Source organism: Trichococcus sp. (genome assembly GCF_049589555.1).
Classification (GTDB): domain Bacteria; phylum Bacillota; class Bacilli; order Lactobacillales; family Aerococcaceae; genus Trichococcus.
Genome location: NZ_JBAWAZ010000341.1, coordinates 1 through 14823, shown reverse-complemented (window position 1 = coordinate 14823; position 14823 = coordinate 1). Strand labels below are relative to the sequence as shown.

Sequence of the window (14823 nt, the reverse complement as noted above, 5' to 3'; positions counted from 1 at the left end):
ATGGAATTGACAGGGTTGAAGCAAAAATTTGAGGAACTATTCGGCAAAGAGGACTACACAGCATTTTTCGCACCGGGACGGATCAATCTGATCGGCGAGCACACGGATTACAACGGTGGGAATGTCTTCCCTTGCGCCATCACACTGGGAACTTACGCTATTGCGGCAAAAAACGATCTGAAGCAAGTCCGTCTTTACTCGGAAAACTTCCCGGAAGCCGGCGTCATCAGCTTCGACCTGGCTGATCTTGAACACAAAAAAGCGGACAGCTGGGCGAACTACCCGAAAGGTATGCTGCGTTATCTGAAAGAAGCCGGTCACGCCATCCCGGAAGGCATGGATATGGTCATCTTCGGAAATATCCCGAACGGCTCGGGTCTGTCCTCATCCGCATCCCTCGAACTGTTGATGGGTGTCGTTTTGGATAATCTCTTCGACCTGAATGCGGATCGGTTGGATCTCATCAAAACTGGCAAGCGCGTGGAGAACGAGTTCATCGGCGTGAACAGCGGCATCATGGATCAGTTTGCTGTCGGCATGGGCGAGGAAAACAAAGCGATTTTGTTGGACTGCAACACACTTGAATATGAAATGGTTCCCGTTGAATTGGGCAATCACGCAATCGTCATCATGAATACGAAAAAACGCCGTGAATTGGTCGATTCCAAATACAACGAACGCCGCAGCGAATGCGAAGAAGCGTTGGCGAAACTGCAAACTGTCGTATCGATCGGCAGCTTGGGCGAACTCGATGAAGAAACGTTCGAAAAGGCGAAAGCAGTTCTGGAGAGCGATGTCCTGTACCGCCGTGCACGTCATGCGGTAACAGAGAACCAGCGTACCTTGAAAGCCAAAGCGGCCTTGCAGGCTGGCGAATTGGAGGCATTCGGCCAGTTGATGAACCAGTCGCATATTTCTTTGCGGGACGACTATGAAGTGACCGGTATCGAATTGGACACATTGGTTCAAGCCGCATGGGATCAACCTGGTGTATTGGGAGCGCGCATGACCGGAGCAGGATTCGGCGGCTGCGCGATCGCCATTGTCCAAAAAGAAGCAATCCCGACTTTCATCGAAAATGTCGGTAAAACCTATGAAGCAGTGATCGGTTATCCGGCAGAATTCTACATCGCCGAAATCAGCGATGGCGCAAAACGATTATAAGGAGCGGTTGGCATGACGATAAATGAGACAGTTTATGCGATCGACCAAGCTATTGTCGATTTCGTGGAAACGGGCATCGCAAACGGCGAAACGGAAGCGATGGACAGGATTGCGCTGCGGAATCTGCTGTTGGCCATGATCGGAAAGGAAGACTTGGATACGCAGCTGGTGCCGTCGCAAGCTTTGCCGAAGCGCTTGGACCTGCTGGATCGCTTGGTGGATTGGGCGGTCGCAAATGGAAAAATCGCGGATTTCCAATATGCAAGGGAGACGCTGGAGGCGCAGATCATGTCTTTGATAACGCCGATGCCTTCCGTCATCAACAAACATTTCTGGGAAGTCTATGCAGAAAATCCGGAAGCAGCAACTGATTATTTCTATGAGCTCAGCCAGAACAATGATTACATCAAGACCCGCAGCATCGCCAAAAATATCGCGTTTCAGCATCGGACGGACTACGGTGAACTGGAAATCACAATAAACTTGTCCAAACCGGAGAAAGATCCGAAACAGATCGCTTTGGCGAAAAACGCACCTGCTTCCGCTTATCCAGCTTGCCAACTCTGCATGGAAAATGAAGGCTACGCCGGACGCATCGATCATCCGGCGCGCGCCAACCATCGCATCGTCCGCATGCCGTTGAACGATGAGAAGTGGGGGCTGCAGTATTCGCCTTATGCGTATTATGAGGAGCACTGCATCTTTTTGGCCGAGGATCACAAGCCGATGAAATTGGACAAGCATACTTTCGAGAAGTTGCTTGGGATCATCAAGCAATTCCCGCACTATTTTGTCGGGTCGAACGCGGACCTGCCGATCGTCGGCGGATCGATCTTGTCGCATGACCATTATCAAGGCGGCCGGCATACCTTCGCGATGGCGGAAGCATTGGTCGAACGGCCTTTTGAAATGAACCGATTTGCTTCGATTCAGGCAGGCATCGTCAAGTGGCCGATGTCCGTCATCCGGCTTGCCGGTAAAGATGCGCATGAATTGGCGGAGGCGGCGACCTTTATCCTGGACGCATGGCGAAGTTATTCGGATGAAGCGGTCGAAATCCTGCATGTCACAGAGGGCATTCCGCATAATACGATCACGCCGATTGCGCGTATGAAGGACGGATTGTTCGAACTGGATCTGGTTCTGCGGAACAACCGGACTTCGTCGGAATTCCCGGACGGTATTTTTCATCCGCATCCGGATGTACAGAACATCAAAAAAGAAAACATCGGCTTGATCGAAGTGATGGGGCTGGCGATTCTGCCTCCGCGTTTGAAGGATGAGTTGATTGAAATCGAAAATCATCTTAACGGAGAAACAGCTGAGATTGCTCCTTACCATCAGGAGTGGGTGGCAGGCTTGGTGGACAAAAAGGACCGGACTGGCGCTGATGCGGCGGAAGTGGTGCAGGAAGCTGTAAGCGAAGCCTTTTTGCGGGTGCTGGAGGATGCTGGTGTGTTCAAACGCACCCCTGAAGGACAGCAAGCGTTCCTTCGTTTCGTCGGACAGTTGCGTTGAACTTTTGAATGAAAGTGGAGGGATCATATGTCAGTATTAGTAACAGGCGGAGCCGGTTATATCGGCAGCCATACCGTAGTGGAATTATTGAAAGCAGGCCAAGAAGTGGTCATCGTCGACAACTATTCGAACAGCAAGCCGGAAGTGTTGAACCGGATCAAAACGATCACCGGCAAAGCACCGACTTTCTATGAAGTGGACGTGCTGAACCGCGAAGCCTTGGACACAGTCTTTTCAAAAGAGGATATCGACTCCGTCATCCATTTCGCGGGCTACAAAGCGGTGGGCGAATCCGTAGCAAAACCGATCGAATATTACCACAACAACATCACGAGCTCTTTGGTGCTGTGCGACGTAATGCGCAGCCACGATGTGAAAAAAATCGTCTTCAGTTCCTCGGCGACGGTCTATGGTATGAACAACGTGTCACCGTTGACGGAGGACTTGCCGACGAGCGCAACGAACCCTTACGGCTACACGAAAGTCATGATCGAACAGATCCTGAAGGACGTGGCGGTTTCCGATTCCGAGTGGAGCATCGCCTTGCTGCGCTACTTCAACCCGATCGGTGCGCACGAATCCGGTCTGATCGGCGAAGATCCAACCGGCATCCCGAACAACCTGATGCCGTACATCACGCAAGTGGCGGTCGGAAAATTGCCGCGCTTGAGCGTTTTCGGGGACGACTACGACACACCGGACGGTACCGGTGTGCGCGACTACATCCACGTCGTCGACTTGGCGTTGGGCCACATCAAAGCCTTGGACAAAATCAAGGATACAAACGGCGTCGGTATCTACAACCTCGGTACTGGCATCGGCTACAGCGTGCTGGACTTGGTGCACAATTTCGAGGAAGCCAATGGCGTCGTGATCCCTTACGTAATCGTCGACAGACGCCCTGGTGATGTTGGGACCTGTTATTCGGATGCGACAAAAGCGAAGGAAGAACTGGGTTGGACAGCCCAGAAGACATTGGCCGATATGTGCCGCGATTCCTGGAATTGGCAGAATAAAAATCCGAACGGCTACGAATAAAAAAATTGATACATTCCAAAAAAACATCCCCAAAAGTTATCAGCTTTTGGGGATGTTTTTTCGCACTTCCGAGGGCAAACAGTGGAATCTGTTCTTATAGCACGTATAAAAATAGGTCTTGTTCGAGAAGCCGACTTCGGTCAGGATCGTCTGGATCGGGATTTCGGTGGATTCGATGAGCAAGTTGGCCTTCAGCAGCCGCTTTTCGTTCAGCAGTTCCGTGAACGTCTGGCCGCTGCGTTTTTTGATCATGTTGCTCAAGTAGTTTTTGTTGAAGTTCAGTCGTTTGGATGCCGCGTCCAAGGTCAGCGTCGTGAACTCGGCATCAATCAGTTGGAGGACCTCGTAAAAGGGGTCCTTTTTGCTGAACGTTTCGCTGTATTCATGCGGCAGCGAGCGCGCCAACTCATAAATCAGGATCGGCAAATAACTGCTGATGATCTTGCTGGAAAAGACTTTCGGGAAGAAATATTCATCGGCCATGTTGTTGATGATCTGCTTGATGTGTTCGTTCTGTTCGTTGCGGAACAGGATGAAATTCGCGGCGTGCGTGTCCAGTGGGTTGTTCGTCAGCAAAATTTTGTAGAGGATGCTGTCGTTGTGGTTCATGTTCATCAGCCAGTTGATCGAGATGCTCTTGTTGTTGAAGAGGATATTCAAAAGCAGATCGTCCTTCCCGAGCGCCTCGATGGAATGCTCGCTGCCGGTGTCCATCAGCAGGATGTCGCCTTCCTTTAACAGGTAAGGTACCCCGTTGATGATCTGGCGGCATTCGCCTTTCACGATGTAATTGAGCTCGAGGAATTGGTGCGAGTGCTCTGGGTAGGCGGCATAGCGGTTGTGTTTGCTGATGTAGATGTCCTTGTTTTCGAAAAACAGATGCTCCTTGATCTTGGGCACCCGGGTCGCCTCCCCCTCCAGTTCCGGCAGATCGGGCACAAATTTATGCCGCTTTTTCTGTTCCTTTTCGATGACAGATTCCTGTGATAACAGCGCAATCAGATCCATCCGATCACCTCCTGTATATTTGGTACTCACAACTCATTCAGTGACATTGTAGCATAAATCCAGAAGTTGTTTAATAGTAATGTAAACAATTACAAGGTGGAGGTGTGAAACAAGTAAATGAAGTACTACGCGATGATAGATATAGGCGCCTCCAGCGGGCGGATCATGCTGGCGGAAATAGATAATAAGCAATTGGCGTTGCAGGAAGTGCACCGTTTCAAAAATGGCTTCAGCCGCATCGACGGGTCCGACAGATGGGATATCGAAACCATTTTCCAGGAAATTCTGACGGGGCTATCGAAACTGAAGGCACTCGGCGTGACGGAATGCCATCTGGGGATCGATACGTGGGCGGTGGACTACTGCCTGATCGGAACGGACGGCCAACTGTTGCAGCTGCCGATCAGTTACCGGGACGAACGCACGAAAGATACGATGGAAAAAGTGGCGCAAGAGATCGACAAAGAGACAATCTACGCCAAAACGGGCATCCAATTCCTGAACTTCAATACTTTGTACCAACTGTATGAAGAGGACAAGGACTTGTTGGCCAGGACGGACAAAATTTTGATGATACCGGATTATCTGGCTTACCGGCTCACTGGGGAAATGGTCGGCGAAGTGACGAATGTGTCTTCTTCGCAGATGTTGAATCTCGAAACCGGGGAGTTCGATGCCGACCTGCTTGAACTTGTGGGCATCCCGAGAGAGAAGTTCCCGGAACTTTTTGTGCCAGGAACGAAAATCGGCGATGTGAAGGCTGATCTGACGGAAAGCTATGATTTGCCCAAAATCGAAGTGATCGCTGCGGCGACGCACGATACGGCATCCGCCATCGTCGGCGTGCCGGCGCTGGGCGGGAAATGGGCCTACCTCAGCAGCGGAACCTGGTCGTTGATCGGTGTTGAAAATGATGCTCCGATAAACGACGGTCCCGCCTACGAAGCGAACTTCACGAATGAGTGGGGCGCTTACGGTACCTATCGTTTCCTGAAGAACATCACGGGCATGTGGTTCGTGCAGGAAATTGCGCGCAACCTGGATTACCGACACTCCTACGGCGAAATGGCGCAGATGGCCTATGCAGTCGAACCATTCCTGCAGTATGTCGACCTGAACGATCCGCGCTTCCTCAATCCGGCAAATATGATCGCGGAAATCCAAGCCTATTGCCGCGAACGGGGTGAAATCGTTCCGGAAACGACCGGCGAATTGGTGATGTGCGTATACAGCAATCTGGCCTTGGCCTACGCGCATGAACTGAAGAAAGTCGAATCATTAACGAAGGAAACGATTGACGTGTTGCACATCGTCGGCGGCGGAGCGAATGTTAAATTGCTGAATCAGTTGACTGCCGATGTCACCGGTAAGTTGGTCGTTGCCGGACCTACCGAAGGCACCGCAATCGGCAACTTGCTTGTGCAGATGATCGCAACCGGTGAATTTGCTGACCTGGTGGAAGCCAGAAAATGGCTAAGAAGTCAGATCCATGTTGAAGAATACCCACCAAACCCGATCGCAGACCGGGAGCACTTAAAAAAATACGAAGAAAAGATTGGAGTATAGACAAATGACAAAACCTATTGAAGAAGCATACACTTTAGCGAAACAAAAATACGCCGCCATCGGTGTGGATACAGATGCAGTACTTGAAAAATTAAGCCAAATCAAGGTTTCCTTGCAATGCTGGCAAGGGGACGACGTATTGGGATTCATGTTCCCTGATCAAGCCTTGACCGGCGGGATTTCCGTCAGCGGCAACTACCCGGGCAAAGCAACGACGCCAGCGCAATTGCGTGCCGATTTGGATAAAGCCTTGAGCCTGATCCCTGGTAATCATAAAGTGAATCTGCATGCCATCTACGTGGATACGGACGAAAAAATCGACTTGGATCAGATCGAACCGAAGCACTACGAAAAATGGGTGCAATGGGCAAAAGAAAAAGGTCTTGGACTGGATTTCAACCCTACCTGCTTCTCCCATCCGAAATCAACGGACGGCACGTTGTCCAGCAATGACCCTGAAACACAAGCATTCTGGATCGAACACGTAAAACGCAGCCGCAAAGTGGCCGCTTACTTCGGCGAAGAACTGAACCAAACTTGCGTGAACAACATCTGGATCCCGGACGGCTACAAAGACAACCCAATCGACAAAATGTCGCCGCGTGTACGCCTGCGCGATGCGTTGGATCAATGTTTGAAAGAAAAATTCGATGATGCGCATATGCTGGACGCAGTCGAAGGCAAACTCTTCGGTATCGGTGCAGAAAGCTTCACGACCGGTTCCAACGATTTCTACCTATCCTACGCTTTGACAAGGGATATCCTGTGGACAATCGACGCTGGGCATTTCCATCCGACCGAGGATGTTTCCGATAAATTCACGGCCTTCCTGCCTTTCGGTAAAGGCTTGATGCTGCACGTGAGCCGTCCGATCCGTTGGGATTCCGATCATGTGGTCATCTTGGATGAAGCGACTACCCGCATCGGCGAAACATTGGTGCGCAACGACTTGTTGGACAAAACTTTCATCGGCATGGACTTCTTCGATGCAACGATCAACCGTGTCGCAGCCATGGTCATCGGCGCGCGCAGCACGGTGAAATCATTATTGTTGGGTATGTTGAGCCCAATCGAAACATTGAAGGATGCCGAAAGCACAGGCGACTTCACAACCCGTTTGGCTGTTACGGAAGAAATGAAATCTTATCCATTCGGCGCTGTCTGGGAATTCTATTGCCAACAACAAAATGTACCTGCAGGTACGGAATGGCTGACTGAAGTAAAAGACTACGAACAAAAAATTCTTACGGAACGCAAATAAGGGGGAAACCATCAAAATGAAAAACATTTTAGAAGCACCATTCATCAAAGAAGTCATGCTGTTGACGGACGTCATGTACAAATTTGGCTGGCACGAAAGAAACAGCGGCAACTTGTCCTACCTGCTGAAAGAAGAGGAAATTACGGAATATCTGGATCTGAACGAAGTGAAACGCAACATTCCGATCGCTTTCGACGGAAAAGCATTGGCTGGGAAATATTTCCTAGTCACAGGAACAGGGAAATTCTTCAAAAACGTCATTCATGACCCGGCTGATGTCTTGGGTATCCTGAAAGTAACTTCGGAAGGCAACAGTGTAGACCTGTTATGGGGCTATGAAAATGGAGCGGCTCCTACAAGCGAATTGCCTGCTCATTTGATGTCGCACATTGCGCGTCTGTCTGTCGATCCTGAAAACCGTGTCGTTTACCACTGCCACGCCACCAACCTGTTGGCGATGTCCTTCTCTTGCGAGTTGGATGAAAGAAGCTTCACGCGCATCCTTTGGAAAATGTGTACCGAATCATTGGTCGTGTTCCCTGAAGGCGTGGGAATCCTGCCTTGGTTGATGCCTGGAACGAACGAAATCGGCGAAGCGACTGCCAAGAAAATGAAGGAATACCGTCTGATCGTATGGCCGCACCACGGTTTGTACGCAGCCGGAAAAGATTTGGAAGAGTGTTTCGGTTTGGTGGAAACGGCTGAAAAATCAGCGACTGTCTACACACTTGTTCAATCACAAGGCGGCATCAGACAGGAAATCACTGATGAACAACTGAGCAATCTGGGCAAACGTTTCTCTGTAACCCCAAGAGCGGGCTACTTGAACATCTAATTATATCAAAAGGGGATAATTGAAAATGGCAACTTTTTATGTACCGGCAATAAACCTGATCGGAATAGGCTGCATCAAGGAATTGGGCAGCAATGTGAAGGAACTTGGCTACAAGAAAGCTTTGTTCGTAACGGATAACTTTTTGGCCAAAAGCGAAATGATCGACGTTGTTTTGGCAGAGTTGGACAATGCGGCAATCGACTATGTGATCTATGCGGATGTCGATCCGAACCCGACATGCAAAAACGTCAATGAAGGCGTGGCGATGGCACAAGCAGAAAACTGCGACTTCATCATTTCCTTCGGTGGCGGCTCTCCGCAGGATGCAGCGAGCGCCATCAGCATCATCCTGACGAACGGCGGCAAACCGCAGGACTACGAAGGTTTGCACAAATCCGCTAAAGCCGGCTTGCCGGTTGTGGCGATCAACACGACTGCCGGAACATCCGCTGAAATCACGATCAACTACGTCATCACCGATGAAGACCGCAAAGTGAAGATGGTTATGGTCGACAAAAACAGCTTGGCGAAGATTTCCGTGAACGATCCTGAATTGATGTTGACGATGCCGAAATCATTGACAGCCGCAACCGGGATGGACGCGTTGACGCATGCGATCGAATCGATGGTGACACCGGGCGCATACGCTGTTACGGAAGTATTGGCAGCCGGAGCGATTGAATTGATCCGCGAATACTTGCCGAAAGCTGTAGAAAACGGTACTGATCTGGATGCGCGCGATAAAATGGTCAATGCCATCTTCTTGGGCGGGATGGCCTTCAACAATGCTGGCCTGGGCTATGTGCATTCGATGGCTCACCAATTGGGTGCCGTCTACCACTTGCCGCACGGCGTCTGCTGCGCGATGTTGTTGCCGATCGTGGAAGCCGAAAATGCCAAATTTGCGCCTGAACGTTTCCGCAAAGTAGCGAAAGCATTAGGATTGGCAGTTACAGCTGACGTATCCGATCAAGCCTGCGCAGATTACACGGTCGAAGAAATCAAACGTTTGTCCAAAGTTGTTGGCATTCCAACATCATTGAATGAGCTGGGCATCAAGGAAGAGGAATTCGATTATGACTACTTGTCCAAAAATGCCATGATCGATGCCTGCGCACCAGGAAACCCATTCACTCCGACATTGGAAGAAACGATTGCGATGTACAAAAAATTGTTCCAATAATCCAAACCTGAGCTAAAAAAACAACTTTTTCAAAAAAATGCAGATAATCCGAATTTGTCCAAAAATAAGGTTATCCATAACAAAGAAGAGCCACCTCGATTTTTGAGATGGCTCTTCTTTGCTGTGCCAAAATACGGTTATAGAACTGGATGTTGGCTGTTGAGGAGGCTATGAATACTGAACAGCCGACAGAAGATCGAACTCTCGGCTAATCGCGCTGCAAAGCGCTCGGAACACCAGACCCAAGAGCGAGCTCCCGAGCGATTGAGCGGTTTCGGGGCATCAGTCTGCCAGAAACAGATTCAGTTCTTGGCAGGCATAATAGATGCCATCCCGCCACACTTCCCGTGTGACAAAATCGGCTTTGTCCTTCAGCTGATCGATGGCATTGCCCATGGCAACGGCGGTTCCCACCGCATCGAACATTTCCAGATCGTTTTGCTCATCTCCAAAAGCCAACGATGATTCCAGCGGCAAGTCAAGGATGTTCAGGAGCTGCTGGATCCCGCTGGCTTTCGATACGCCATGGGGCAGGATATCCAATGTTTTCGGTGTGGATTTGACGACTTTCAATTCCGTCAACCAACTGCTGATGCCCTCGATGTCATCGCTGTCGACCAGTATCTGCAGCACTTTCGACGGGTATTCCCCCGGCTTGAGAAAGCGGATCTCAACTCCACGGTCCAAGAGATTGTTTCGATCAGCCGAGCTGAAGATTCCATGAACGGTATCGTAGAATACATCAATCCCGCGTTGTTCGAATGTGGTGTAGATTTCCTCCACCACATCCTGTTCGATCCAATTCTGGTAGATGCTCTTGCCATTCAGGGTGATTTCCTGTCCATTCGAGGTGATCATGCTGTCGATGCCCAGCGTGGAAGCGAGATCCACGACTGCTTCTTTGTGGCGCCCTGAAGCGATCACGGGAATAATTCCTGCTCGCCGGATCTTATGGATGGCGTCTTTTGTGGATTCGGGTATGCCATCATTCATGTTGACTTTGTGATTGCTGGAATCGATCAAGGTGCCATCGATATCAAAAAAAGCGATCTGATACTTTGTCATAAGTAGTCTCCTTTGGTTGGATCGTATTTTTAATAGGCAGTATGTGTGTACTTTTATTATAGGCTGATTGTGGGGTTTGAGAAGGATTTCGTTGGAGGTGGGGAAAAAGTACCATTGATTTCGTGCGAAAACAAGCCTGTTCCGGACATAATGTTCAAACCAGATAAGTTGCTGGTGCATCCAGCATTCGCATCTGTTTGTGAACGTAGGCTTCGCCGAAGTTCGGCGCACATTTCTGGTCCTGTCCTCCGGTGAGCACGGCCTCGACGGAGGACAGCTCGACGAGAGTGAGGCTTCTGCCGTCGAAGCTAGTGTTGACCGGAGCAGAGCGAACCGCAGCCGGCTCAACTCCGACCAACCTGTATTTTCCCATCTGCTCTTATAGTGAAAATCTATAACTGTGTATATTTATTAAGTGTTATCCTATATCCGTTTTCCATGGCATACTGGAGCAACCTTCTGATAGAAGCTGATCAGCAACTATCGGGACAGTCGTAAGACATCATGTTCGCAGTTTTCCCTGATGACTGGGAAGGGACTTGAGATAGCAGGAACCAAAAAAATGAAATGGAGGAATTCAAAATGAACAGTTCACTAATCGGTTTTCCAAGAGTAGGCAAAGGGCGCGAGTTGAAGTTCGCATCCGAAAAATATTTCAGAAAAGAAATTTCAGTAGAAGAGTTGGAGAAAGTCGCAAAGGGTCTTAAAATAATGCACTGGAATCTGCAGCAAGCAGCCGGCATCAGCCACATCCCTTCGAATGATTTTTCTTATTACGACAACTTGTTGGATGTGACTGTCTTGTTGAATGCTCTGCCAAACGGCTACAAACAGCTGGGGTTGAGCGAGCGCGATACTTATTTCGCGGCTGCGCGTGGCTATCAGGGCGAAGCCGGCGACGTCAAAGCGTTGGCGATGAAGAAATGGTTCAACACCAATTATCATTATTTGGTTCCTGAGCTGTCCGACGATACTGAAATCAAATTGGCGGGTGACAAGCCTTTTGCCGAGTATGAAGAAGCAAAAGAAATCGGCGTGTTGACGAAACCGGTCATCATCGGCGGATTCACTTTCCTGAAACTGGCCAAATACAAAGGCTCCAAAACAATAAATAATTTTGCCGACCAAGTGGCAGATGCCTATATCGCAATATTAAATCGGTTCAATGAGCAAGGCGTGGCGTGGGTGCAGTTCGATGAACCGAGCTTGGTCACCGATCTGTCCGAAGAGGATGTCGCGCTGTTCACTGCCATATACGAAAAAGTCTTGGCACATAAGGGTAACGTAAAAGTATTGCTGCAGACATACTTCGGGGATATCAGGGACAGTTACGAAGAAGTGATCGGGCTCGACTTCGATGGCATCGGCCTTGACTTCATCGAAGGCAAACAAACCGTGGAACTTTTGGAAAGACATGGTTTTCCGGCTGAAAAAACGCTGTTTGCCGGCATCCTGAACGGAAAAAACATCTGGAAGAGCGACTACAAAAAGGTCATCGACTTGGTCAATGGGCTGAAGAAATACAGCAACGACATCGTCATCAGCACTTCCTGTTCGCTGCTGCATGTTCCTTACACGTTGGAAAGTGAGACGAGCTTGCCGGCAGATGTATCCCGCTATTTCGCATTTGCGAAGGAGAAACTGCAGGAAATCAAGGAACTGACGGAATTGATCGGAACTTCCGGATATGAAGAGCAGGAAGCCTATCTTGCGAATCAGCAAGTCTTTTCAGCAGACCGGGTCTATGAAGACAAGCACGTGCAAGCATCCGTAGCAAGCTTGACGGAAAGAGATTTTGTCAGAAACGTTCCGAGAAAAAAACGCAGAGCGATCCAAAAGGAGAAACTGCAACTGGGTCTGTTGCCGACAACGACGATCGGTTCTTTCCCACAAACCAAGGAAGTCAAGCAGAACCGCAGCAAATACCGCAAAGGCGACATCAGCAGAGCCGAATACGATGAAAACATCAAAGGCTTCATCAAAGAATGCATCGATCTGCAGGAGGAACTGGGGCTGGATGTGCTGGTCCACGGCGAATCCGAGCGCAACGACATGGTTGAATTCTTCGGCGAAAACCTGGCGGGATACGTATTTACCGAAAAAGCCTGGGTACAGTCCTACGGAACAAGATGCGTCAAACCACCGATCATCTTCGGTGATATCCGACGCGAAAACCCAATTACCGTGTTCTATTCGGAATATGCGCAGAGTCTTTCCGACAAACCGGTCAAAGGGATGCTCACTGGTCCGGTGACGATCCTGAATTGGTCGTTTCCGCGTGAGGATATTTCGCTGAGGGAGATGGCTTTCCAGATCGGTCTGGCAATCCGTGAAGAGGTTCAGGACTTGGAAGCGGCGGGCATCAAGATCATCCAAATCGATGAAGCAGCTCTGAAGGAGAAGTTGCCGATCCGCAGAGAAGAATGGGCGAGCGAGTACCTTGATTGGGCGATTCCGGCATTCCGCCTTTGCCACAGTGGCGTGAGACCGGAAACGCAGGTGCATACGCATATGTGCTACAGCGAATTCGAGGAGATCGTACAGGATATCGATAACATGGATGCAGACGTCATTTCATTCGAAGCTTCCCGTTCCAAACTGACGATCATCGATGCCTTGAAGGCGAACCAATTCGAAACGGAAGTCGGACCTGGTGTTTACGACATCCACTCGCCGCGCGTGCCGAGTGTCGAAGAGATGGTGGCGGTATTGAAGAACGCGCTGACGAAGATAGACGAAGAAAACCTATGGATCAATCCGGATTGCGGACTGAAAACCAGAGGCATCAAAGAAACGAGAGAAAGCCTGGCCAATCTGGTTGCGGCGGCGAAAATCATCAAAGACGCAGTTTTGGTCTGAAAAGAGGTGAAGGCTGATGAAAATAGAATCCAAATTCCAAAAGAAAAAACCGGTGCTTTCCTTCGAAATTTTTCCACCGAAGCGCGATAAAGCGATCCAGAACATCGACGAGACACTGGCGATCCTTAGCGAACTGAACCCTGATTTCATCAGCGTCACTTTTGGCGCCGGCGGAAGCCATACGAATAACCAAACCGTTGAATTGGCAAAACGCATCAAACATCAATATGGGATCGATCCGCTGGTGCATCTGACTTGTCTGAATCATTCGAAATTCGAAATCTGCGAATTGTTGGAGGAATTGAGGGCTGCTGACATCTACAGCATCCTTGCTTTACGAGGGGATACAAACCCGGCAGTGGAAGCGAAAAAAGACTTCCGGTATGCCAGCGATCTGGTCAAATTCATCAGGCAATACGGTGATTTTTCCATCAGCGGCGCCTGTTATCCGGAATGCCACACGGAATCGAAAAACAAAGTCGAGGACATCGCCCATCTGAAAGAGAAGGTGGACAGCGGAGTGCAGCATCTGATCTCCCAGCTTTTTTTCGACAACAATGCCTTCTATTCCTTCCAGGAACATATCCAAATCGCGGGTATGCATGTGCCGGTCGAGGCGGGCATCATGCCAGTCATCAACAAGGCCCAGATTGAAAGGATGGTGACGCTCTGCGGGGCCTCTTTGCCGGAAAAGTTTTCCCGAGTGATGCACAAATACGAAGACAACAAAGAGGCTCTTTTCGATGCCGGTATGGCCTATGCGATCAATCAGATTGTTGATCTGCTGGCGCATGACGTGGACGGCATCCACATCTACACGATGAACAATCCAATCGTCGCAAAAAGGATCTGCGACGGCATCAAAAATCTGATTTGAATAAGAATTTCGTTTGGGTGTCGCTTATCAGATTAGGGCGGTGGCAGCATCAAATGCGCTCCTCCGGCGAGGGGGCCGGCGGCCGGAGTAGGTGCTTTCCTCCGGTGAGCACCCCTCTCAATGGAGTTGCGGTTCCCGGTAATAGCTGTCCTCCTGCGAGCGAATGTTGGCCACCGGAGCTGAGTTCGTGGACGGAGGCTGTCCTCCGTCGAACGAGGGCTCGACGGAGGTGAGAGTTTTGCGCACGCGTCAGCTCCGGCGAAGCCAACCCCGGCCGGAGTAGGTGCTTTCCTCCGGTGAGCGCCCCTCTCAACGGAGTTGCGGTTCCCGGTAATAGCTGTTCTCCTGCGAGCGAATGTTGGCCGGAGCTGAGTGCGCGGACGGAGGCTGTCCTCCGTCGAACGAGGGCTCGACGGAGGTGAGAGTTTTGCGCACGCGTTAGCTACGGC

Annotated in this window: 11 protein-coding genes; 9 read left to right on the top strand and 2 right to left on the bottom strand. The window is 50.1% G+C overall.

Features of this window, described 5'->3' with window-relative positions; all coding sequences use genetic code 11:
• Genes WBV27_RS11790 through galE form a run of 3 tightly spaced genes read left to right on the top strand, consistent with a single transcriptional unit; the run spans nucleotide 1 to nucleotide 3720 of the window.
• The gene (locus WBV27_RS11790) at nucleotides 1-1164 is read left to right on the top strand and encodes a galactokinase (RefSeq protein ID WP_424202296.1); all 1164 of its coding nucleotides are present in this window, start codon (nucleotides 1-3) and stop codon (nucleotides 1162-1164) included.
• Nucleotides 1165-1176: 12 nt separating this feature from the next.
• Nucleotides 1177-2682: a UDP-glucose--hexose-1-phosphate uridylyltransferase gene (gene galT, locus WBV27_RS11785; RefSeq protein ID WP_424202294.1), complete on the top strand. Its 1506-nt coding sequence runs from the start codon at nucleotides 1177-1179 to the stop codon at nucleotides 2680-2682.
• Nucleotides 2683-2709: 27 nt separating this feature from the next.
• A complete protein-coding gene (gene galE / locus WBV27_RS11780; protein WP_424202292.1) occupies nucleotides 2710-3720 on the top strand; it encodes a UDP-glucose 4-epimerase GalE in 1011 nt (336 codons plus the stop codon).
• Nucleotides 3721-3759: 39 nt separating this feature from the next.
• Here the strand turns inward: galE and WBV27_RS11775 are convergent, their stop codons facing one another.
• Nucleotides 3760-4728 (bottom strand): helix-turn-helix domain-containing protein, encoded by a 969-nt coding sequence (locus tag WBV27_RS11775; protein WP_424202290.1) that lies wholly within the window; start codon nucleotides 4726-4728, stop codon nucleotides 3760-3762.
• A 117-nt stretch (nucleotides 4729-4845) separates the two neighbouring features.
• On the opposite strand from WBV27_RS11775, the gene rhaB reads away from it, so the two are divergent.
• The 4 genes from rhaB to WBV27_RS11755 are packed head-to-tail and all read left to right on the top strand — an operon-like array spanning nucleotide 4846 to nucleotide 9573.
• Nucleotides 4846-6294, top strand: coding sequence for a rhamnulokinase (rhaB, locus tag WBV27_RS11770; RefSeq protein ID WP_424202288.1), 1449 nt, complete (start codon nucleotides 4846-4848; stop codon nucleotides 6292-6294).
• A gap of 4 nt (nucleotides 6295-6298) precedes the next feature.
• A complete protein-coding gene (locus WBV27_RS11765) occupies nucleotides 6299-7555 on the top strand; it encodes an L-rhamnose isomerase (RefSeq protein ID WP_424202286.1) in 1257 nt (418 codons plus the stop codon).
• A gap of 10 nt (nucleotides 7556-7565) precedes the next feature.
• Nucleotides 7566-8390, top strand: coding sequence for a rhamnulose-1-phosphate aldolase (gene rhaD, locus WBV27_RS11760; protein WP_424202345.1), 825 nt, complete (start codon nucleotides 7566-7568; stop codon nucleotides 8388-8390).
• Between the two features lie 25 nt (nucleotides 8391-8415).
• On the top strand, nucleotides 8416-9573 hold the full coding sequence (locus WBV27_RS11755; RefSeq protein ID WP_068562272.1) for an iron-containing alcohol dehydrogenase: 1158 nt from the start codon (nucleotides 8416-8418) through the stop codon (nucleotides 9571-9573).
• Between the two features lie 282 nt (nucleotides 9574-9855).
• Here the strand turns inward: WBV27_RS11755 and WBV27_RS11750 are convergent, their stop codons facing one another.
• Nucleotides 9856-10638 (bottom strand): Cof-type HAD-IIB family hydrolase, encoded by a 783-nt coding sequence (locus WBV27_RS11750; protein WP_424202284.1) that lies wholly within the window; start codon nucleotides 10636-10638, stop codon nucleotides 9856-9858.
• A 582-nt stretch (nucleotides 10639-11220) separates the two neighbouring features.
• Between WBV27_RS11750 and metE the strand changes: the two genes are divergently transcribed.
• Complete coding sequence (metE, locus tag WBV27_RS11745; protein ID WP_424202282.1) at nucleotides 11221-13497, top strand: 5-methyltetrahydropteroyltriglutamate--homocysteine S-methyltransferase; 2277 nt, start codon at nucleotides 11221-11223, stop codon at nucleotides 13495-13497.
• Between the two features lie 16 nt (nucleotides 13498-13513).
• Nucleotides 13514-14374, top strand: coding sequence for a methylenetetrahydrofolate reductase [NAD(P)H] (metF, locus tag WBV27_RS11740; protein ID WP_424202280.1), 861 nt, complete (start codon nucleotides 13514-13516; stop codon nucleotides 14372-14374).
• Nucleotides 14375-14823: the final 449 nt, after the last annotated feature.